Below are 23,621 nucleotides of genomic sequence, written 5' to 3'. Positions count from 1 at the left end.
ATCTATTAAGGTATTTGCCTATGTTTTTAACTGTACTATAATATTTATTTAAGAGATGATTTTTTTAGTTAAGAGGTAAATTTTGAGGAGAATATAATGATAAATATATTAATTGTTGAAGATGACAAAAGCTTAAGAAGATTAATGGAAGTATTTTTAAAGCAAAATGGATATGAAGTATATTTAGCAGAAGATGGAGAAAAAGCTATTGAAATATTTGAAGATAAGCATATTGATTTAGTAATATGTGATATTATGATGCCAAAAGTAAGTGGATATGAATTAGTAAAAGATTTACGTAATTCCAATTATGAACTACCAATTTTAATGGTTACAGCAAAAGAAACTATAGAAGATAAGAGAAAAGGATTTTTAGTTGGTGCAGATGATTATATGGTAAAACCAATTGATTTAGATGAAATGCTTCTTAGAATAAATGCACTTTTAAGGAGATCTAGAATATCCAATGAACATAAGTTAATAATTGGAGATGCAGTTTTAAATTATGATACATTAACAATAACAAAAGGGGAACAGATAATAGAATTAGCTAAAAAAGAATTTTATTTACTATTTAAACTACTTAGCTATCCTAAACAAATATTTACTAGAAATCAGCTTATGGAGGAGATTTGGGGTGTGGATATTGAAAGTGACGAAAGAACTGTAGATGTTCATATTAAACGAATTAGAGAAAAGCTAAGTGATTTTAATGAATTTAAAATTGTTACAGTGAGAGGGCTTGGGTATAAGGCGGAAAGAAATATATGAAAAAGATATATAATTACTTTAGACACACTTTGCAAGGAAAAATAATAGTATACTTTTTTACAACAGTTCTTTTAAGTAATATAGTTACATTTTTTATTGTATCTCCAATAGTAAATAGAAAAATTTCAGGTAGTGAACAATATTTAATTCCTATACTTAAAGAATTTCATGGATTAAAGTTTGTAATTTTAGGAATAAGTTTTATAATTTCTTTAACATTATTATGTTTTATTTCTACATTAGCTGTTAAACAAATAAAGAAATTAACTAAGGCAACAAATGAAGTTGCAGAAGGGAATTTTGATGTTAAATTAGAAACAAAGGAAAAAGATGAAATAGCTCAATTGATTTTTCATTTTAATGATATGGCAAAGAAATTAAAAAATACAGCATATATTCAAAAGGATTTTGTAAATAATATATCTCATGAATTAAAGACTCCAATTGCATCAATTCAAGGTTTTGCTAAGGTTCTTAAAAATAAAGATTTAACAGAAGAAGAAAGAAAAGAGTATTTAAATATTATAATTGAAGAATCAAAAAGACTTGAAAACTTATCAAGTAATATATTAAAAATATCTAAACTAGAAAATCAAGATGTATTAGAAAATCAAAGCAAGTTTGCCTTAGACGAAAATATAAGAAGAGCTATACTTTTATTACAAAATAAATGGATAGAAAAGAATATTAAATTTAATTTAGATTTACCAACTACTTATTACTATGGTAATGAAGAATTGTTTTTACAGGTTTGGACTAACATTATAGAAAATGCAGTTAAGTTTTCACGTGAAAATGGAGAAATTAATATTGGAATAGAAAAAAATTTTGATTTTATAAAAGTCTATATAGAAGATAAAGGGATTGGAATGAATGAAGAGGTAGTAAGTCATATATTTGATAAATTTTATCAAAAAGATGACTCTAGAAGTGCTTCAGGATATGGATTAGGACTTGCAATAGTTAAAAGAATAGTTGAACTTTCAAAAGGAAGCATTTATGTAAAAAGTGAATTAAATAAAGGAAGTACTTTTATTATAAGTTTAAGCAGAGGATAAGGGGAGAATTGCTAATAATATAAAGTAGTCTGAGAATAAATTAGATATTGTATTAGTTAAAAGTAGTTATTTATTTAATTTTATAATATAATTATCTTACAAAAGTAAAATAGTAAAGTAAGAGGGATATAAATGAAATCTTCATTAGTAAAAGATAGAAGTGAGTTAACTAAAGCAGAAAATAAGATTTGTGATTATATAGAAGAGTATATGAATAGTAGTATATACATGACAGTTACAGAGATAGCAAATAATTGTGGGGTAGGAGAAGCAACGGTTACTAGATTTTGTAGAAAATTAGGATTTAGAAGTTTTCTAGAATTTAAAATGACAATGGCTCAAGAGTTTAAGAATAGTGGATATGATAATGAAGATATTATTGAAAGTGAAGTAGTATCTGAAAATGATTCTTTAGGTGAATTTGTAAAGAAATTCTATGAGATTAATGTAAATTCTTTAGAAGAAACCTTAAAGAAAATAGATTATTCAATGATTGAAGAAATATCAGAGATTTTAGTTAAAGCAAAAAGAGTTTCTTTCACTGGTGTTGGCCATTCAGGTATAATTGCAGAAGATGCTTATTATAAATTTATGAAAATAGGATTAATTTGTAATTGTTATAGAGATAGTCATACTCTAGTAATGATGGCATCGTTAATGAAAGAAGGAGATGTTCTATTTATTATCTCGAATAGTGGTAATACAGAGGAGATTAATATAGCAGCAGAAATAGCTAGAGAAAATAATGTAAAAGTAATTTCTATTACAGAAAATTTGTTATCTAAATTAGCAAGGGTTAGTGATTATGTTTTAAATTATACAGACCAAGAAATAAAAATTGATATGGAGTCTTTTGGAATAAGGATATCACAAAATTTTCTTATAGATTTAATATGTACTAATGTTATAAGAAAAAATAAAGAAATAGCAGTAGTATCTAAGAGTAAAACTGAAAAAGCAATTGAAAAGTTAAATATAAAGCGATGAGAATTATAAAAATCTCATTGCTTTTATTTTTTTGTAGTAATAATTGAGAAAAATATTTTCAATTAAAAAGAAAAAAAATTTCAAAAATCTATTGATGAAAAGGTTTTATAATGTTAATATTAAATAAATAATATAGTTATATTAACATTTAAGTAAAAATAAGTTATTTAATTTAGTACTGCAGACTAAAATTATATATTTTCTTAGTAGACATAATAAAATGCATCATAATACAAAAGATGTAAAATTATTATTAAATGGTATAAAAAGGAGAGAGAAAATTGAGAAAGTCTACAAAAAAAATAATATGCTTTTTTGTCGGGATATTAGTTATATTAGGAGTTTTTTCAAGAAATGTATTTGCTAATTCCATAGAAAAATATAAGGGAAGTATTGTAGCAGACAGTATAAATAGTAAAATTCCAGAAGAAGTAAGAGAAGAAAATACACCTAACTTAGATTTAATGTATATGATTTATATTGAAAATAGGGATGGAGGAAGTATTTATCAAGAATTTCCAGATGGATCAAAAAGAAGTATAGGAAATGTAATAAGATCAGGTAAATATCCAACAAATTCATCTGCAGGATTCTGGGCATCACACTATGATGCAGCAAATGACGGAACTCATTCCTGCATTACTGCATCAGCTTCAAATAACGTACATGTTAGGGTTGGTCCTAATGAAAGTTACGATCCTATAAAAGCTGCAGAAATAACAAAAGCATCAGTACCAAGTCTTTCCCCATCTGATATTGAAGCAGCAGGAGTTTGGATGCCTAAGCAATTTACTATTGGAACAGAGGATGATTATGTTTATGCAGAAATAAATAATCCATCAAAATTTACAGATAGCATAATTTATACAGATATTCTTGGAGGAAATGAAATATTTGGTGGAGAAAGCGGAGCCTTTGTTGGGAATCCAGTACAGTTTTTAGATAACGATGAAGAATGGAAATCTCTAGATTACTACTATAATGGAAGTTATGATAAGCCTATACCTGAAGATTTAAGGATAGTGGTTAGTAAACCATCTATATCAATTGGTTCACCTGTTAGTATTGAATTTGAAAACTGGGCAGCAGGAGATACTGTAAATGGTGAATATAAAGAATCTAACGGAAGAGTATTATTGAATTATGCTGATGGAACTAGTAAACATATAGCAGATATAATTCAAAGAGTAAGAGGAACAGGTAGATTTGGTGGAAGTGAATATTCACATGTGGGAACCTTTAGAGCAAGTCATCCTGGGGTTATTTGTTTATCAACATCTCCAAAGGTGGGAAGGTCAAATTGGGGAACTTATATTGATTATTCTGGAGGAATTCAGCTAGTACCAGCTAACCATGCCAAATTTTTAGCTTATAATGTTGATCAAAAATCATTTATAGATGGAGCTTACTCTCAGCAACCTCACTATGGAATAATAGCAAGTATCGGATCAAATAAGGAAGATCTTTATAATCCAGAATATGCACCTAATGGAGAGATTACATTTGATCCTATTTTAGAAGCAGTAGCACCACTTTATTCTCAATATTTAAAACCTAAATATATAGATGGAGATATTGAAAGTAGTACTATGTTTGTTATATCAGAAGACTTTGGAGTAAATTGGAAAGAAACTCCGACAATAATGGGGTTAACTGGTTTTGAAAATCATTCAGCATCATTTGAAGAATCACCGGTTGCAAGTTGGACAAACATAAAGATACTTTTAGAATATTAATTATTTAAATGAGGTGAATAATATGAGAAAAAGGTTAAAATTTAAAGTAGCGGCTGTGTCTGCTTTACTATTATCAATTGTGTTAGTATCATTTTTTTCAGCAAATAAATTAGTTTATGCAGATGAAAATATAATTATCAATATTAATGAAGAAGATTTGGATAGAGAGCTAAATGATGATGAACTAAAAGGAATGTTTCCAGATAAGAAATTAAGAGAGGTAATTGTTAGGACAGCTACTCATACTAGTTTTAGTAATCCTCAAAAGATACCAGATATAGAATCTAATAAAATTACTTTAAGAAAGCTTCAGTCTATAAAGTATTTATTAGCAATGGAAGAAAAAATAGAATCATTACAAGGGATATCATATTTACCAAACTTATTAGAAATGAACTTAGATGGTAATCACATAAATGAAATTCCAGAAGAGATAGTTAAATTAGAAAGCTTGGATAAGTTGATTCTTTCAAGAAATAGATTGAATAAAGTTCCGACATATATAGGTGCTATGAAAAAGCTTCGTTGGCTTGATGTATCCAAGAATTCATTAACATCTTTGCCAAAGGAAATTGGTAATATTATAACATTAGATAGATTAGATATTTCTCAAAATAAAATTAAGGAAATTCCATCTGAGATAAATAATTTAAAAAAACTTATAAGACTACTTGCTTATGAGAATGAGTTGACAACTTTTCCAAGTGATATAGTAGGATTACCAGTTTTAAGAGAACTAAATCTTTTTAATAATATGATTACGGAATTACCTGATAATATAGGATCTTTTCCTGAACTTATGTATTTAAGAATAGGAGAAAATAAATTGACATCTTTACCAGAAAGTATAGGTGAACTGGAAAAACTATTCACCTTATCTGTAAATAATAATGAATTAATAAATCTTCCAGATAACATAATAAATCTCAGTAAATTAACAGAAATAAATTTATCAAATAATAAATTAGAAAGATTACCAGATAATATAGGAAGATTAACTTCAGTAAAAGAATTGAATTTAGATAATAATAATATAAAAATATTCCCGGATTTATCTAATTTAGTTGACTTAAAAACAATATATATATCAAACAATAATATAATTAATTTTCAAATAGATTTTTTACCGACATCAGTACAATATATAGATTTATCAAGAAATCTATTGACTTCAGTACCGATAATAGAAAATATAAAACACTTAGATTTATCTTTTAATAAAATTGAGAATATTCAAGAAGGGATAAAAAGTATGAATTCAATTTCATATTTGGGGTTGAATGGAAATTTAATAAAAACGCTACCTAAAACTATAGGAGATATGATAACTTTAACAGGAATAAATTTAAGTAATAATAAGCTAGTAGAAATACCAAGTGAATTTGGAAACTTGGTAAATTTACAAGGTCTATATCTTAGTAATAATGAATTATTAGAAATACCCAATACATTGGGAAGCATCACAGCATTAAGATTTCTTTCTTTAGATAATAACAGATTAACTATAATACCAAAAGAAATAGGAACTATTGAAAAGTTAAAGAAAGTTGATTTGAGTAATAATTATTTAACTAAGTTAGAATTTAGTGATAAAGCTAATGTTTTAGCAGATGGTAATTTTATTGAGAATATGGAAGGACAATTAAGGTTAGAAAATATATCAAATAAAAAAATAGATTTAAAAATAGGAGAAGAAATTAATTTATTAGATTATATAGAAGTTAAAGGTATGGATAGAGAATTACCTGTAGAAGTAATGGAAATTGAAGATATGTCTAATAAAGAGTTCTTTAAAACAGGAAGCAATTCTACTAGCATAGTAGGAGAGAAAAAGGGAAATGGTAAAGTAATAATAAAAATTAGAAATTCTGTAGGAGAAAATTCTAGTAAAACCTTAGGTGTAAGAATTAAAAGTAAATAAAAATGAAAGAGCTTGATGAAAATCAAGCTCTTTTTGAAAAAAATTTTCTGAAAAAATGAAAAAATATTTCAAAAAGTATTGAATTGGTATTTTTATAATGATAGAATTGTATTAAGGAAATTTAGAAAGGAAGGTATAGTATGAATTTAATTAATATTTTGAACGAAAAAGAAATATCACTAATAGTAAGTCTTCCAGAAAATAATGTAGAATTAGCAAAAGCAGCATTATTAGCAGGAGCAGATGTGTTAAAGATTCATATAAATGTTGAACATAGAGCTAGCAAAACTAGATTTGGATCTTTAACTGAAGAGTTAGAAGTAATTAAAAAAATTGTATCACTTTGCAATGAGTATGATAAACCAATAGGAATTGTAGCTGGAGGTCATGATAAGATACCAATGAAAGAAATTGAAGGTATAATGAATGAAGGGTTTAGTTTTATATCATTATACGATAAGCATATGAATCCATTAATATTCAATAAAGACATATATAGAATGGTTGCAATAGATAATAATTATAAATTAGAATATGTAAAAGCTTATGATGAATTACCTATAGATGTATTAGAATGCTCTATTATGGATCCAGAAACTTATGGAGATGAGCTTACAGTAAGAGAAATATTACAATATCAATCAATTCGTAGTACAACCTCAAAGCCGATGGTTATACCAACACAAAGAAATATAACACCAGAACAAGTTCTAATATTACAAGAAATGGGTATTAATGCAATAATGATTGGAGCAATAGTAACTGGTAAAACAAAAGATTCAATTTATGAAAGTACATTGAAATATAGAAATATGATAGACAACTTTAATAGTGAGAGGGTTATAAATGAATAATAATAAAATCTTATATATCCCATTAGATGATAGACCGGTTAATTTAGAAGTAGTTATTCAATTAGCCAATTTAGCAGAATTAGAGATTAAGGTGCCCAAAAAAGAAAACTTAGGGAGCTTTTTTAATGAAGGAAATGTAGAATTAATAAAAGAGTGGATTAAAAGTGAAAAGTGTGATGCTTTAATAATATCTCTAGATATGTTGATTTATGGAGGCCTAATAGCATCTAGAACAGATAAAAAATCATTAGAAGAATCTACAAAGATATTAAACTTTTTAAAAGATTATAAAAAGGAAAATAAAGAAATAAAAATATATGCATTTTCAAATATTATGAGGTTATCTATATCAGTTTCAAATGACGAAAGTCAAATATGGTGGGGCAAAATAAATGAATATAATGAATTAAGATATAGAGTAGAATCATTAAATGAAGTGAGTCTAAAAAATAAGTTGAATCAAATAGAATCAGAAATACCACAAGATGTTTTAAACACTTATTTAAGAACACGAGAAAGAAATCATAAAGTTAATATGGAATCAATAGAGCTTGTTAAAGAGGGGATAATTGATTTTTTAATATTATCACAAGAGGATTGCTCAAAATATGGACTTCATTTAATAGAGCACAAAAGAATCCATGAAAAAATAAATAAGTATAAATTAGAAGATAGAATATATGTTTATCCAGGTGCTGATGAGATCGGACAAATTCTTGTTAGTCGCTATGTAAACGATATAAGAGGATTTAGACCTAAGGTATATGTGGATTTTGATGACAAGGAAGCAGAAGATAGTATTCCAAAGTTTGAAGATAGATCACTTAAAATTAATATAAATGAACATTTAAAAAGTACTAATGCTTTGATTATGGATAAATATGATGAATGTGATTATATACTGGCTGTAACTACTCCTAATATTCCTTATATAGATATGGCCTCTGATACTATAGAAAACTATAATAAGAAAATAGTAATTGATAATTTTATAAGTAGAATTAAGAACTATATAAATTTAGGTAAAAAAGTATCAATTGCAGATTTAGCCTTTTCAAATGGTGGGGATGAATATCTTATAAAAAGATTAAAAGAAGAAAATTTACTATTAAAAGTAATAGCATATGGAGCTTGGAATACGGCTGGAAATGCAATGGGAACGTCTATAGCTCATGGAAATATTATTTCAAATATAAATTCAAATAATAATCTAAATTTTAAAAAATCATTAGAGAGTCTAAAATTTTTAATAGAGAGATATTGCGATGATTATATATATCAAAGTAGTATTAGAAATGAAACAAATAAAGAAGTATTAAAAGAAGGATTAAGTATTTTTAACATGAATAAAAGAGTTGAAAAAATAGATTCTTTTGTTGAAAAGTCATTAAATAGAATGACTAATGATTATTTTTATAAAAGTAAAGTTAGCTATTTAGAAGCTAAAGGAGAAATAGAAGAGGTAATAGTAAAGGCTAAATTACCATGGAATAGGACATTTGAAGTAGAATGTGAGGTTAATATCAAATTTAAGGAGGGAAGATATGAAGATTAAAGGAAGCAAAAGTTGCGATATTTTGATTATTGGCGGAGGGCCTTCAGGTATTATAGCTGCAAAAGCAGCAGCTGCTAATGGGAATAAAGTAATTTTAATAGAAAGAGGTGGATACTTAGGTGGGTGTGCTACTAAATCCTTAGTTATTCCTCTTATGACTTTCCATGCTGGTAAAAAGCAAATAGTAATGGGATATGCAAATGAACTTATTGAGAGAGTCAAACAAAATGGAGGAACAATAGGGCATATAGAAGATCCACTTGGCGTAGCAGCAACAGTGACACCTATAGAAACAGAAGTTTATAAGTATATAGCTCAAGAATATTTATTAGAAGCAGGAGTAGAAGTTTTATATCATACAGAGGCCTTAGATGTGGAAGTTAATGAAAAAAATATAAACTCAATACTTGCAAAGACTAGATCAGGGATATATGAGATAAATGCTAAATACTATATTGATGCTACCGGTGATGGAGAAATAGCATATCTTTCTGGAAATGAAATGAATATAGGTAGAGAAAAAGATGGTAAGTGTCAACCTATGACTATGATGTTTAAAGTAAGCAATGTAGATATAGATGAATTGGTTAAATATGTTGAAGACAATAAGGATGAGTTTGTATTAGGTAAAAATATAAAAAGCCTGTTAGATACAAAAAGAGTTGCAATTTCAGGATTTTTTTCAAAGATAAAAGAAGCTGCAAAAAATGGTGATTTTACTGTAAATAGAGATAGAGTTCTTTTTTTTGAACTAAATAGAAGAGGCGAAGTTGCAATAAATATGAGTAGAGTTATAGATAAAATTTCAGTCAGAGATTTTGATTTATCTGAAGCTACTATAGAAGGTAGAAGACAGGTAATTGAAATATATAACTTTTTGAAAAAATATATACCAGGATTTAAAAAAGCAATATTAGTTCAATCTGGAGATGAAATTGGTGTTAGAGAGTCAAGAAGATTAGTTGGAGAGTATCAATTAACCGAAAAGGATATTGTTACAAAAAAGATGTTTGAAGATACAATAGCGCTTGGAAGTTGGCCTATAGATATTCATGATCCAGATGGTAAGGAATTAGATCTTATGGAAATGAAAATTGGTGACTATTACGGAATACCATATCGAGCATTATTGCCCAAAGAAATTAACAATTTAATTGTTACAGGCAGAGCAATAAGTACAACTCATGAAGCATTAGCATCCATGAGAGTTTCTCCAATATGCATGGCTTTAGGGCAAGCAGCTGGAATAGCAGCTAAAATTTGTTTTAAATTTAAAAAAGATTTTAGAGAATTAAGTTATGAGGAGCTTAAAGTAGAGTTGTTAAAAAGTAATCAAGTTATTGAATAAAATAATTTGCTAAACTATTTAATAAATTATCAATTGTAGGGATGTGATAAATGAATTAATATAAAATAATTTATAAGAACTCATGACATAAATTTTAACTTTAAATTTACTAAACCTAAATTATTAAAGTGCAATTATAAAAATAATATTAAAAAGGGGAATGAAAATGGGAGAAGTTTTAAATATTCAAGTTATTCTTATATTATTAGTTTTTGCTGTGTTTACAGGACTTATGATAGCTAAAAAGTTGCCGACGCTTTTAGCATTACCACTGCTAGGAATTATAATAGCGGTTATTGCAGGAGTTCCATTTATGACTCCAACAGAAGAAGGTGGACAAACTCTGATGGCCCACGTAATAGGAGCAGGATCATCTAGGCTTGCAGGAACTATGATGGCGGCTATTTTCGGAGCTATGTTTGCAAAAGTTATACAAAAACAAGGTATATCGAATACTATAATTAGAAAAGCAGCAGAGCTTGCAGGGGATAAGCCTTTAGCTATTGCATTTATTTTAACAACAGCTTGCGCAATAGTGTTTTCGGCTTTAGGTGGAGCTGGAGCGGTAATAATGGTTGCAACTATAGTAATACCGCTTATGTTATCAGCAGGAATAAAACCAAAGGTTGCAGCAGGATCATTTCTTATGGGGTTAGGACTTGGAGGTTTATTTAATGTTGCCAATTATCAATTTTATGTTGATGTAATAGGGATGGATATGGAGCTTGTAAAATCTACTTCATTAGTTTTAGGTTTAATATCTATTGTAGTAACAGCAGCTTATATATTAATTAATGTAAGAAGCAAGAGTGTGAGAAGTACATGGGCAATGCCAAATAGTAATTTTGAAACAAAGACTCATGATGATGTAAATGTATTTGCATTGATATCACCATTACTTCCAATATTATTAGTATTCTTCTTTAAATTTAGTGCGGAACTTTCATTATTGATTTCAGTAGTATATACAATTCTAGTTACTAAACCATCGCAAATAATACAAATAGCAACAAGCTCACTTGTAGAAGGTATACAAGATGTAGCAGGAGTAATCGGATTGATGATTGGAATTGGTATATTATTAAATGGTGTATCAGCAAATGCAACAATAGCATTAATGCAACCACTTATAGGAGCTATATTACCTACTTCTCCAATACCATATATTATAATATTTACTATAGCATCACCACTTGCATTGTATAGAGGACCTCTTAATTTATATGGATTGGGTTCAGGTATTGGAAATGTTATGGTTGCAGCAGGAACATTAAGTCCAGCAGCTATAGGTATGGCTTTAAGAGCTACAGGAGTAGTACAAGGAATATCAGATCCAACGAATACTCATAATGTAATCGTTGCAGATTTTGCGAAAGTAGATGTTAACTCAGTATTGAAATCTACACTTCCATATACTGTTATAATAACATGTTTATCATTAATTTATACAGCTTTAGTGATATTTTAATATTATGTAAATAAAGAATACTATTTTAGAAAATAAAGGTGCGTATAGGTGCACCTTTAATGATAAATGCATCAGGAGGGAAATATAATGGGTAAGGTAAGGATTGGAATAGATGTTGGTGGAACATTCACAGATGCTGTAGTAATAGATAATAATAGTTATGAAGTAATAGGCAAAGCTAAAATACCTACAACTCATCATGAAAAAGAAGGAGTTGCAAAAGGGGTAATAGAAGTTATAAAAAAGGTACTAGAAGAAAATAATATTTCTCCTAATGATGTAGTTTTTATAGCTCATGGAACAACTCAAGCAACTAATGCCTTATTAGAAGGTGATGTTGCAAAGGTTGGTATAATTGGAATGGGAAAAGGAATAGAAGGTGAAAGAGCTAAAAATGAAACTAAAGTTAATAATATAGAGCTATCACCAGGAAAATATTTATATACAGAACATAGATATATAGACTCTGGAAATATATCGCAAAAGTCTATAGGAGAAGCTATAAGACAGCTTAAAGATACTGGATCAGAGGTGATTGTGGCATCAGAAAGTTATTCAGTTGATAATCCAGAAAATGAAAAAATTGTTATAGAACAATCATTAAATAATGGTATATATGCTACTGGGGGATATGAAATATCACAGCTATATGGATTAAGAGCAAGAACTAGAACTGCAGTGGTAAATGGAGCATTAATTCCTAAAATGATGGAAACTGCAAATATGACAGAAACTTCAGTGAAAAATGCGAATATAAAAAAGCCACTTATGATAATGAGATGTGATGGCGGAGTTATGACCATTGATGAAGTTAGAAAAAGACCAATTTTAACAATGCTATCAGGTTTAGCAGCTGGTGTTGCAGGCGCATTGATGTATGAAAAAGTTTCAGATGGAATATTTTTTGAAGTTGGAGGTACTTCTACAGATATATCTGTAATAAAAGATGGAAAAGTAATGATTAAGAATTCTCAAGTTGGAGGACATAAACTTTATTTGAAATCTTTAGATGTTAGAACACTTGGTGTTGCAGGTGGAAGTATGATTGTTGTTGAAAATAATAAAATAGTAGATGTAGGACCTAGAAGTGCACATATAGCAGAAAAAGAATATGAAATATTTGCAGGTATAAATGAAATATCAAATCCACAATTAATTTATATATCTCCAAGACCCGAGGATAAATGTAATTATGTAGCTATTAATTGTGATGAAGGGAAAAGTTTTGCATTGACTTTAGCAGGGGCAGCAAATATTTTAGGTTATGTAAATGAAGATGACTATGCAAGAGGAAATATAGAAGAAGGAAGAAAAGCTTGGGAAGTATTAGCTAAAGAAGTTAATATGTCTATAGAGGAAACTGCAAAGACTGTTATGGATATAGCTATAGGAAAAGTGAAGAAGGTAGTTGATGAGCTGATTTTAGAATATAAATTAAACAAAGCTATAATAAGACTTGTTGGAGGTGGAGGGTCAGCATCTATAGTAACTCCATATCTTTCAGAAGTTATGGGTGTGAAATTTAATATCGCTAAGAATGCACCATATATTTCTACAATAGGAGTTGCTTTAGCATTAGTTAGGGAGCAAATAGAGAGAAGTGTTATAAATCCTACAGAGCAAGATATAAAAAAAATCAGAATGGATGTATTTGAAGCAGTTGTGAAATCTGGGGCAAACCCTGATACAGTAGAAATTACTGTAGATGTTGATGCTAAAAAGAATATTTTAAGAGCATCAGCAACAGGAGCAACAGAGCTTAGGACTAAAGAGCTTGGTGCTGAAAAAAAGTCAACGGATGAACTAATAAATGTAGTATGCAATTCAACTGGAGTATCTAAAGAAAATGTTAAGCTTATTGGAGAAACAGGAAGATGGAGTATATTTAAGTGTATTGAAACTACAAAAAAGCTATTTGGATTAATATGTAGCAAAAAAGAAAAAATAAGAATTCTTGATGAAGATGGTGTCATAAGATTACAAAAAGATAAAGGTAAATTACTATTTTGTACAAAGAAAGAACTATATAAAACTTACAATAATTTTATAGATGAAAATACATTATTCACAGATGCGGGGGCACAACTTCCAAAGATATATGTAATATTTAAACAAAAGCTTATTGATCTATCAGGAGTTATTAGTAAAGAGCAGCTATTGACATTAACAAATCTTGAAATAGAACTTTTAGATGAAGATACAAAGATTGGAATATTGGCAACTCAAGAAATTTAGGAGTGATTATATGAAAAACTTATATTTTTTGACTGATGAAATATTAGCTTTATTAGAACTTAAAGAAGATAGTTTGTTTCATAAGATACCTAAAGAAAAGATAAAGTACTATATTAATGAAGCTAATAGAATAGGAAAAAATATTGCAAGTAAATATAAAGATGAAGAGATAGAATCACTTTTAAAGAGTAATAAAGTGAATGTATTAATAAAGGATAATTCTAAATCTAAAAGTTTAGATATTAGAGGAGAAATAACTTTTGATAAAAAGGAAAAACAAATAATAATATATAAAAATTCTATGGATCAAATAATAGGAACATTAAAAAAGTATGGATTCAATATATCAAAGCAGGAAGTATATAATATTCATTTAGCTCATGAATTCTATCATTTTTTAGAGTTCAAAAATGAAGAAAATACTAATTATTTATTAGATGAGATAGATGTAATTTTTTTAGGTCCAATTAAAAGAAAAGCGACGATACTAAAAACAAGAGAAATAGCAGCACATGCTTTTTGTAAAGAGTTATTAAATTTAAGCTTCCATCCAAAGATATTGGATTATATATACTTAATAGAAAATAAGAAAATTAACTTAAAAGAATTTAAAGATTATATAGAAGAATTAGAATTAAAATATATAAAATAATTAAATATTTTACAAATATGTTGAGATTGAAATAAATTATTTTAAGGACGCTTTTAATAAATTAGATATACGAACTATAGCTTTAGTAAAAATGATTTTAAAATATCAACTATTTTAAAACAACAATCTGTAAATATAAAAAACAGTAGTTAGTTTTTCATTTACATAAAACTAACTACTGTCATTTTTTATTGTAGGAAAGTCATATTTATAATAATATTAATTTTTGTATTTATTTAAAAATTCTTTTAATGTATTAACTATTTTTAATATGTCTTCTTTAGTAATCCAGTAATGAGTTACAAATCTAATTTGACCATTTTCAACATCATTTATCTTAATATTATTATCTAAAAAGTATTTTACTAACGCTTTAGTGTCTATATTAGAATCTTTAAAACTGAAGAATACCATATTTATCTTAACATTATCTAAATTAACATTAAGCTCTGGTATTTTATTTAATTCATAAGCTAACAATTTAGCATTTTCATGGTCTTCTTCTAATCTTTTAGACATATCATTTAGTGCAACAATTCCTGCAGCTGCAAGGAAACCAGCTTGTCTTAGACCACCACCCATAAGCTTTCTCTTTTTTCTAGCTTTAGCTATAAAATCTTTACTTCCAGCTAAAATTGAACCAACAGGGGCACATAATCCTTTTGATAAGCAAAACATAACAGAATCACAATATTTAGTGACTTCTTTTACATCAACTCCAAGGGATGTAGATGCATTAAATATTCTTGCACCATCTAGGTGAATAGGAAGATTATATTTTTGGGCTGCATTAAACACCTCCTCCATATTTTCAAGAGTTAATATATTACCACTTGAGTGAGCATTTTCAATACAAATTAAAGATGTAGAAGGAAAGTGTATATCATCATCTTCAAAACGAATTCTTTTTTCAATTTGATCTGAGCTTATAATACCATTTGGGGAATCTATAGTCCTTAATTGTACACCAGCAATTACAGAGCTTGCCCCAACTTCATGAGCAACTATATGATTAGAATCAGCTATAATTACCTCACTACCTCTTTTGCAATGAGTAAATAAAGCAAGTTGATTGCCAAAAGTACCACTTGGAACAAAAAGAGCAGCTTCTTTACCTACTATTTCTGCAGCAAGAGTTTCAAGTTTTATAACTGTAGGATCATCTCCATAAACGTCATCACCGACTTCAGCATTAAACATAGCTTCCTTCATAAAATCTGGTTGTTTAGTTACAGTATCACTTCTTAAATCTATAAAGTTTTTCAATTAAAGCACCTCGTTTACATAAATTTATAACAATTATTAACACTATTATAATATAATAGAAGTAACTAGTGAAAGAAATTTCTGAAAAATATGTATATTATTTATATTAATAAGGGAGTAGTTTTTATGGGATCAGAAAGAAGAAGCTTAGAGAACATGAGGGTTTTTGGAGCTTTTGGATTAATTTTGGGATTCATAGGCAATATATCTTATTATTTTAAATATAGAGGAATTAGTATTACATTTCTTGATAGCATAGATATAGATTCTATAAGCATAATGATGATATTTTCTATAGTTATATTAGGGATTTTTTCTATAAACAATATTAGGTTAAATATAGATGAGAATATAATTATAGAAGTTAAAAGAAAAACTATTATTTTCAAGATATTATGTATATTATTTGCTATATATTCAGTAATTGTAGCTCTAATATCTAAGGATTTAGTATTAGTTAGAATAGAAATACTGATTGAAATAATTTTAATTTTAATATATATAATAGAAAGAAAGATAAGATTATTGCAAGTTACTGATAGGCAACTAAAGTGGAAGAGAGATTATGAATATCCAGGAAGCTATAACAAAGAAAGTAATATATTTTGGAGAATGAAGTCTAAGTTTTCACCTCATATAAAAGTTAAATGGAAAGATAGAGTTGATAGGATCAGGTGGATAAAGTTATTATTAATAATATTTTTATTATCAGGATACTTTGATAAAGAAATTTATATATTTTTAATAATATTTATTCCAGATTTTATATACTTTTTTGAAGTATTGTTTGGACTATACACAAAAACTAGTGGAATATGTACAGGTATAGTAGAAGCTACAAAAGGATCTACTAAAGTACCAGTTTATAAAATATATATTACTGATTATGAAAATGAATATGAAATAGCATTTAGTGTACGAGATTATTGTTATATTGCTGAGAGGGATGAAGTAGTTGTAGTTCATAGTATGATAACTAAGAGAGTAATAGAAATTCAAGGAATAAGAATGAATTTTTTATAAAATAATAAGATAGGCTGTCGTGAATTAATTATTAAGTATTTTTTTAAATTAATTTATGATAGCCTTTTCATTCGAAGTCTGAAAATAGAAGTTAATTTAGATATATGTTATTATATTAGGTATGTAATAAATACTCAAATGAGGGAAAAGGATAGGTGAAGAAAATGAAAACTAATTATCATACACATAATTATAGATGTAACCATGCTGTTGGAACAGTAGAAGAATATATAGAGGAAGCAATAAAAGAAGATTATGATGAAATCGGAATATCAGATCATCTACCTCATCCAGGTAAAAATATAGATAATAGAAATAGAATGGCATATGAGGATTTAAAAGTTTATTTTAAGGAAATAGATGATGCTAAAGAAAAGTATGGAGATAAGATATCAGTAAAGAAAGCAATAGAATGTGAATATTTTGAAGATTATCATTGGTTATATGATGAATTTAAAAAAATTTATAAAGTTGACTATTTATTATTAGGAGTGCATTTTTTCCCTTATAAAGGTGAATGGCTTTATGTAGGTGGAGTTAAATTAACTCCAGAAATTTTAGAGTGCTATATAGATTATGTAATAGAGTCTATGGAAAGTGGATATTTTGCATATATAGCTCATCCAGATTTATTTGCTGTATCATATAGAAATTGGGATGAACATTCAATTAAAGCATCAAGAAGAATTTTAGAAGCAGCAGAAAAATTAAATATGCCACTTGAAATTAACATAAATGGATTCAAAAGAGGGAAAGTTAAATATAACTTAGGTGAAAGATATTTTTACCCGGTTGAAGAATTTTGGAATTTATCAAAAGAATATAATGTTAAAAGAATACTTGGGGTAGATGCACATGAGCCTGAAGATTTAAGACTTAGATTTAGGGGAGAAGAATTTGCAAAAAAATTGAATTTAGAAATTATAGATAGAATATAAAATAAATCAAGGGGTAACAAATGTTACTGAAAATGATGTAACCCTATGCTACACTATCATTATAAGATTAATGATAGATATTGGAGGGAAAAAGATGAGCTTATATTTAGGAAAAATTCACTATTGGTTATTTAATAAAATAGTTTGGTTTGAAGGACTTGAAGAAGAAATAATTACTTTAGCAAAAAATGAAGGATTAAATATAGAAAATTTATCAAAAGAAATAAATAATAAATATGGAGAAAAATTACCTAATCTTCCTCTTGAAGAAATGATTGATACATCAAATATTCATGGATGGTTACAAGACAAGATTCATTCTGCTGAAGGAAGACTTGCAACATGGACAGGAAAGCTGTTAGAAAAAGAAAATGTATCTTCTAAATTAGAGTCGTTATATATGAATCAAGGTATAAAGGCTGCAAAGGAAGCAAAAGAAGAAGGAAAATCTGTAAGCAACGCTGTTGAAATATTTAATGCAGTAAATGACTATATATTAGATGGAATGCCTTGTGATAGAGTAAATGAAGTAATTTCACAAGATGAAAATAAAGTTGTTTGGAAGAGAAGGCTTTGTGTTCATAAAGATATATGGGATGCTGCATACGGAGATGTAAATTATTTTTATACTTTAAGAAATCTATGGATAACATCTTTTGTTAATGAAGTAAACAAAGATTTTAAATATAATGTATATGAAAATGATGAATTTTCAATAGAAAGAGTATAGGGGATGAGAAAATGAATGCGATAGAATTAATGATGGATGAGCATAAAAATATAAAAGAAATGCTAAAGGTAGTTAGAAAAGCTTGTTTTTCTGTCTTAGAAGGGGAAGAAGTTAATTATGAAGATTTTTATAATATGATACATTTTATAAGAAACTATGCAGATTCTCATCATCATAAAAAAGAAGAAATAATGTTATTTAATAGAATGGTTGATGAAATTGGGGAAACAGCTGAAAAAGTAGTTAGATATGGAATGTTAGTAGAGCATGATCTTGGCAGACTATATGTAACAAATTTAAATGAAGCATTAGAAGCTTTAAAGAATGGAAATGCTGAAGCTAAATTAGACGTAATAGCTAATGCGGTTTCTTATACAAACCTTCTAGAAAGACATATTCACAAAGAAGATAATGTAATTTATAAATTTGCACAAAGAGAATTAAAAAAGGAAACTGTAGATATAATTAATGAAGAATGTGTAAGTTTTGAAGAGGAAAATAATAATGTTAAAGATGAAAATCTAGATATACTTAAAAATTTAAAGGAAAAATATTGCATTTAGTAGTTAAGATAAATTAAAATTAATATGATATTAAATCAAAAAATATTAAGGATAGGTGATATTATGATAACTAAGGACATGACTATTGGAGAAGTTATAAAGGTAAAGGAAAATGCACCACAAATTTTAATGGACTTTGGAATGGGATGTGTAGGTTGCCCATCATCACAAGCAGAAACAATAGAAGATGCAGCAATGGTACATGGATTAGAGCTAGAAGCATTACTTGAAGCTCTAAATAGATAAATGGCTAAAATAATTATAATAAATGAATTAATATGAATATACACTGAATTTATTTAAGGAATGACTTTATAAGTCTTTATACTTAAGTAAATTCAGTGTTTTTTTTATTTTATACACAATTTTAGGTAAAAAAAAGGTACATTATACGACTTTTTAATAGCACCACTTTTATATTTCAACATAACATGTATTATAAATGAATATTAAATTAATTTAGAGTATCGTAGTTTTAAGGAAAGGAGAATTTATGTCCATTAACTTCAAAAAATTCGAGCCACGCCCAGGTCTTGTTAATAAACAAGGGCGTTTACCAGATCCATCGGAGTTAGTATGCATAGAAGTACCTAAGGTATTTGATCAATGCTTAATAAAAAGATGTCTTGTATATGGAGAAGGTCCAGATACAAATACGACAGATAGTGAATTAAGAAGTGATCCACTAATTGAGCCTAAGAGATATATTTCTAGTAGGGACTTTAATGTAACATTAACTTCAGTAGATAAAATACCTGTAAAAGGAAGCTCTAATTTCAAAAAAATAGTTCTTAATTACGTTATCTCTTTCTATTCTGATTATATTGATGATAATGGTATAAATAGAAGTGAATTCTACGAAATACACAGAACAGATATAATTGGAAAATTCTATTGTCCTGATTCTATAGCTCAAATTTCAGCAAGCACTGAACCAGAACAATGTGAAGGTGAGGATAGTAATATTATAAAACTTGAAATGGTAGCAGAGGCACTAGATGGTCAAATAGTTGAAGATGAAGAGGGTGACGAAGTTCTAGATATAACTTTAGGTTACTATATAGTTGTAAAATGTGAACTTATTGTACAACTATTAATACCAGCTTATGATTATTGTCCAGTTCCTAGGGAAGCCTGTGAGGAAGACCCTGAAGAAGATCCATGCGAAAGATTCGAGAGAGCACCAGTTCCTAAGTTCTATCCTGACCAAAATTTAGATCCACTATTCCCAGAATATGATGAAGCTTAGAGATAAGTAGTTAACAAAATTTAGATTACTACGAAAGCAGTATAAAAAACAATTTTCATAAATATTATCAATAGAATAAGCATTAATAAAGCTTTAATAGTAATAATATATTAATTCAGCATAATATTTGTGATGAAAAATAATAGAATAACTAAAAACTAAAGGATACTAAATTAATAAAATAAGATATTTTATAAAAGATAGATAAAAGGGAGGATTCAATTTATGAATTCAATGTCTAGAAGATATCAAGATGAATGTAGAAAAGATTATAGAAGAGAAGAAAGAAAAGAAAGAGAAGAGAGAGAAGAAAGAAAAGAAAAATGCCCAACGATTGTAAAATGTGGATGTCCTAGTTCAACTTCAATTGGAGCTGTTACAGCAGGAACTAATATTACAGTAGCATCACTAACTTTAGATACTTCTTGTTTATGTGATCCAAGTATTAAATTAGAATTTGCAAGCAATATTATTGCTCCTGCAGGTATTGGTACAATTGATATAAATTTCCAAGTATTTAAACAATGTAGAAATCAATTTACTCCAGTACCAGTTGGGCCTGCATGGAATTATACCTTAGCAAATGGGCCTTTTAATACTACTTTTTCATTCTTTGTCTGTGATTCAGATTCTTGTGACAAAGATTGCTGCACTTATACTGTAGTTGCAACAGTTGTAGATCCACCTGCTGCAGGAACAAGTATTTCTATAAACAATGCTACACTTGGAGCAATAGCAACATGTAGATCAAATGAATGTGAAAAAGACTGTCGTAGAAAATGTCATAGAAAATGTCATTGTGACTGTGACTAATTAAATAAAAAGATAATTTAAGATAAAATATAAGCTAAAAATATAAATTAGATAATATTATTTTAATAAAAACAGTAGTCCAATAATATAAATTGAATCCCAGAGTGTGGGTTTTCATATCTGGGATTCTCCTATATGAAATTTATTTTATAGTTTAATTTTAATCATCATAGAGTAATTAAGGATAATATAATTAAGAAATATAGATTATGAATAAAGAAGATTTGATAATTAATATAAAAATTTTATGATAATGAAAATTTTAACTGAAAAATAATATAAAAGTTAAAAGCTAATTAATAATAAATTAATAATTGAATTCGTTTGAAAATGCCAATGAAAGGGAGGTTAAATTTATGAATTCAATGTCAAAAGAATATAGTGATTCTTATAAAAGAGAAAAAAAAGATGATTATGAGAATTATAGCAAAGAAAAAGAAGAAAAAAAATGTCCAACTATTATAAAATGTGGATGTCCTAGTTCACTTTTAATTCCTGCAGGTACAAAAGCTCAAACTACTTTTACACTTGCATCACTTACTTTAGATACTTCTTGTTTATGCGATCCAGATATTATGTTACAGTTTGCTAGTAATACTATTGCTACAGAGTTTAGAGGAACATTAAGTATAAGAGTATTTAAGCAATGTAAATGTCAAGTTACACCAATTCCTGTAGGAGCTACATGGACATTACAATTAGGCACACAAGGAGGAAGAGTAGCAGAAGAAGAAAAGCCACCAGTACCAATACCAGAAATAAAAGTAACTGATGCTAGAACTTTCTCATTCTTTATTTGTGATTCAGATTCTTGTGACAAGGACTGTTGCACTTATACAGTAGTAGCAACAGTTGTTGGTGCAGATACAGTAGGGACTTTAGCTATTAATAATGCTACACTTGGAGCAATAGCAACATGTAGATCAAACAGATGTAAGAAAAAATGTAATAAAGAATAATTAATTAATGTAAATTAATTAAAATTAAATAAATCCCGGATATGGATTTCCCATTCCGGGATTTATTTATGTCTAAATTATATATTGAAATAATTTGATTATAGCTCATAATTTATTTAGTAATTAGATTAAGTTAATATTTATATAGACATTCACGAAAGTTTATAAATTTTAATATAATAAATAGTAAGGATTTTATAACTATATTGGTTATCTAAATAGATATTATTTATGAAAGAGATATCTATAATTAAGCTTTAAAATATATAAAATTAATAAACATTTATAAGGAGGGTAAAATGATTTATTTAGATAATGCAGCTACATCTTTTCCAAAGCCGTCTAAAGTTTATGAAGAAGTATTAAATTGTATGAAAAATTATTGTGCAAACCCTGGAAGAGGTTCTCATGATATGGCAATTAAATCAGCAATGAAAGTTATGGAGACCAGAAATTTAATCTGTGAACTATTCAATATAAAAAATCCGTTTAATTTGGTTTTTACAAGTAATGCAACAGAAGCATTAAATATAGCTATTAAGGGAGTTTTGAAAAATGGAGATCATGTTATTAGTACAGTTATAGAACATAATTCTGTTCTAAGACCTCTTAATTCAATGGAAAAGCAGGGAGTAGAAATAACTTTAGTAGGAATAGATAAAGCTGGATATGTAAATCCTTTAGATATTAAAAATGAAATTAAAAAAAATACTAAAATAATAATTATTAATCATATTTCTAATGTATTAGGAAGTATTCAAGATATTACTGCTATAGGAAAGATAGCAAGAGAAAAAGAAATTATATTTATGGTTGATGCATCTCAAAGTGCTGGAGTTATATCAATTGATGTTGAAAGTTCATATATAGATTTATTGGCATTTCCTGGACATAAGGGATTGCTTGGCCCTCAAGGGACAGGTGGATTATTTATAAGAGAAGGAATAAACTTAAGTAATTTCAATGAAGGGGGAACAGGTAGTAACTCACATTTTATGATTCAACCAGATTTTATGCCAGATAAATTTGAAAGTGGAACTTTAAATACTCCAGGTATTGCAGGATTATGTGAAGGATTAAAATTTATAAAAAGAGTTGGTATAGATAGTATCAAAAAAGTAGAAGATGAATTAATGAAATATTTTATAGATGAAATAAGAAAACTTTCTTATATAAAGATATATGGGAATAATTCTTTGAATGAAAGAAGTGCTGTAGTTTCATTTAATATTGATGGAGTTGATGCATCTATTGTTGGTGAAGAATTAAATGAATATGGAATTGCTGTTAGAACAGGTTACCATTGTACTCCATTAATACATGATATTATAGGAACTGAATATGCAGGTACAGTTAGAGTAAGTCCTGGGTGTTTTAATGTTCTTCAAGATATAGATGAGTTATTAGAATCTATTAGAAAAATATATAATTCACGATAGAAAATCTCCAATACATATATGATTATATATGTAATAAACATTAGGATGTGAAAGTT

Annotated in this window: 21 protein-coding genes; 20 read left to right on the top strand and 1 reads right to left on the bottom strand. The window is 27.6% G+C overall.

Features of this window, described 5'->3' with window-relative positions:
• Positions 1–96 precede the first annotated feature (96 nt).
• From J2Z25_RS03240 to J2Z25_RS03190, 11 genes are all read left to right on the top strand, one after another.
• Entirely contained in the window at positions 97–771 is a 675-nt protein-coding gene (locus J2Z25_RS03240) for a response regulator transcription factor (RefSeq protein WP_008679780.1), read from the top strand.
• Positions 768–1,829 carry a sensor histidine kinase gene (locus J2Z25_RS03235; protein WP_209738316.1) on the top strand — a complete coding sequence of 354 codons (1,062 nt, stop codon included), beginning with the start codon at positions 768–770 and terminating at the stop codon, positions 1,827–1,829. The genes J2Z25_RS03240 and J2Z25_RS03235 overlap by 4 nt, the downstream gene beginning before the upstream one ends.
• Positions 1,830–1,961: 132 nt before the next feature.
• Positions 1,962–2,816 (top strand): MurR/RpiR family transcriptional regulator, encoded by an 855-nt coding sequence (locus J2Z25_RS03230; protein WP_209738314.1) that lies wholly within the window; start codon positions 1,962–1,964, stop codon positions 2,814–2,816.
• A gap of 281 nt (positions 2,817–3,097) precedes the next feature.
• Complete coding sequence (locus J2Z25_RS03225) at positions 3,098–4,552, top strand: hypothetical protein (protein WP_209738306.1); 1,455 nt, start codon at positions 3,098–3,100, stop codon at positions 4,550–4,552.
• A 22-nt stretch (positions 4,553–4,574) separates the two neighbouring features.
• Positions 4,575–6,473: a leucine-rich repeat domain-containing protein gene (locus tag J2Z25_RS03220; RefSeq protein ID WP_209738304.1), complete on the top strand. Its 1,899-nt coding sequence runs from the start codon at positions 4,575–4,577 to the stop codon at positions 6,471–6,473.
• A 140-nt stretch (positions 6,474–6,613) separates the two neighbouring features.
• Positions 6,614–7,327 carry a hypothetical protein gene (locus tag J2Z25_RS03215; RefSeq protein ID WP_008679770.1) on the top strand — a complete coding sequence of 238 codons (714 nt, stop codon included), beginning with the start codon at positions 6,614–6,616 and terminating at the stop codon, positions 7,325–7,327.
• Positions 7,320–8,882 carry a DUF4127 family protein gene (locus J2Z25_RS03210; RefSeq protein ID WP_209738302.1) on the top strand — a complete coding sequence of 521 codons (1,563 nt, stop codon included), beginning with the start codon at positions 7,320–7,322 and terminating at the stop codon, positions 8,880–8,882. Before J2Z25_RS03215 ends, J2Z25_RS03210 begins: the two co-directional genes overlap by 8 nt.
• Complete coding sequence (locus J2Z25_RS03205; RefSeq protein ID WP_209738300.1) at positions 8,872–10,230, top strand: FAD-dependent oxidoreductase; 1,359 nt, start codon at positions 8,872–8,874, stop codon at positions 10,228–10,230. The genes J2Z25_RS03210 and J2Z25_RS03205 overlap by 11 nt, the downstream gene beginning before the upstream one ends.
• A gap of 166 nt (positions 10,231–10,396) precedes the next feature.
• Complete coding sequence (locus tag J2Z25_RS03200; protein ID WP_008679765.1) at positions 10,397–11,698, top strand: hypothetical protein; 1,302 nt, start codon at positions 10,397–10,399, stop codon at positions 11,696–11,698.
• Positions 11,699–11,785: 87 nt separating this feature from the next.
• Entirely contained in the window at positions 11,786–13,933 is a 2,148-nt protein-coding gene (locus tag J2Z25_RS03195) for a hydantoinase/oxoprolinase family protein (RefSeq protein ID WP_209738299.1), read from the top strand.
• Between the two features lie 10 nt (positions 13,934–13,943).
• The gene (locus tag J2Z25_RS03190) at positions 13,944–14,585 is read left to right on the top strand and encodes a hypothetical protein (protein ID WP_209738297.1); all 642 of its coding nucleotides are present in this window, start codon (positions 13,944–13,946) and stop codon (positions 14,583–14,585) included.
• 219 nt (positions 14,586–14,804) lie between these two features.
• Here the strand turns inward: J2Z25_RS03190 and ltaE are convergent, their stop codons facing one another.
• Positions 14,805–15,851, bottom strand: a complete 1,047-nt coding sequence (ltaE, locus tag J2Z25_RS03185; RefSeq protein WP_209738294.1) for a low-specificity L-threonine aldolase — start codon at positions 15,849–15,851, stop codon at positions 14,805–14,807.
• Positions 15,852–15,977: 126 nt separating this feature from the next.
• Between ltaE and J2Z25_RS03180 the strand changes: the two genes are divergently transcribed.
• The 9 genes from J2Z25_RS03180 (at position 15,978) to J2Z25_RS03140 (ending at position 23,565) form a co-directional block, all read left to right on the top strand.
• Complete coding sequence (locus tag J2Z25_RS03180; RefSeq protein ID WP_209738293.1) at positions 15,978–16,874, top strand: hypothetical protein; 897 nt, start codon at positions 15,978–15,980, stop codon at positions 16,872–16,874.
• Between the two features lie 164 nt (positions 16,875–17,038).
• Positions 17,039–17,812: a histidinol-phosphatase gene (locus J2Z25_RS03175; protein WP_111927897.1), complete on the top strand. Its 774-nt coding sequence runs from the start codon at positions 17,039–17,041 to the stop codon at positions 17,810–17,812.
• Between the two features lie 94 nt (positions 17,813–17,906).
• Positions 17,907–18,542, top strand: a complete 636-nt coding sequence (locus J2Z25_RS03170; protein WP_097034136.1) for a hypothetical protein — start codon at positions 17,907–17,909, stop codon at positions 18,540–18,542.
• An 11-nt stretch (positions 18,543–18,553) separates the two neighbouring features.
• Positions 18,554–19,105, top strand: coding sequence for a hemerythrin domain-containing protein (locus J2Z25_RS03165; protein ID WP_209738291.1), 552 nt, complete (start codon positions 18,554–18,556; stop codon positions 19,103–19,105).
• 63 nt (positions 19,106–19,168) lie between these two features.
• The gene (locus J2Z25_RS03160; RefSeq protein ID WP_008679751.1) at positions 19,169–19,351 is read left to right on the top strand and encodes a DUF1858 domain-containing protein; all 183 of its coding nucleotides are present in this window, start codon (positions 19,169–19,171) and stop codon (positions 19,349–19,351) included.
• 247 nt (positions 19,352–19,598) lie between these two features.
• A complete protein-coding gene (locus J2Z25_RS03155; RefSeq protein WP_209738289.1) occupies positions 19,599–20,354 on the top strand; it encodes a hypothetical protein in 756 nt (251 codons plus the stop codon).
• A gap of 225 nt (positions 20,355–20,579) precedes the next feature.
• Positions 20,580–21,167: a DUF4489 domain-containing protein gene (locus tag J2Z25_RS03150; RefSeq protein ID WP_209738287.1), complete on the top strand. Its 588-nt coding sequence runs from the start codon at positions 20,580–20,582 to the stop codon at positions 21,165–21,167.
• 356 nt (positions 21,168–21,523) lie between these two features.
• Positions 21,524–22,126, top strand: a complete 603-nt coding sequence (locus J2Z25_RS03145; protein ID WP_209738285.1) for a DUF4489 domain-containing protein — start codon at positions 21,524–21,526, stop codon at positions 22,124–22,126.
• Positions 22,127–22,425: 299 nt separating this feature from the next.
• Positions 22,426–23,565, top strand: a complete 1,140-nt coding sequence (locus tag J2Z25_RS03140) for an aminotransferase class V-fold PLP-dependent enzyme (protein ID WP_099346423.1) — start codon at positions 22,426–22,428, stop codon at positions 23,563–23,565.
• Positions 23,566–23,621 lie beyond the last annotated feature (56 nt).

It is taken from the genome of Clostridium tertium (assembly GCF_017873245.1).
GTDB lineage: Bacteria > Bacillota > Clostridia > Clostridiales > Clostridiaceae > Clostridium > Clostridium tertium.
This window is presented reverse-complemented; position numbering and strand designations above follow the sequence as displayed.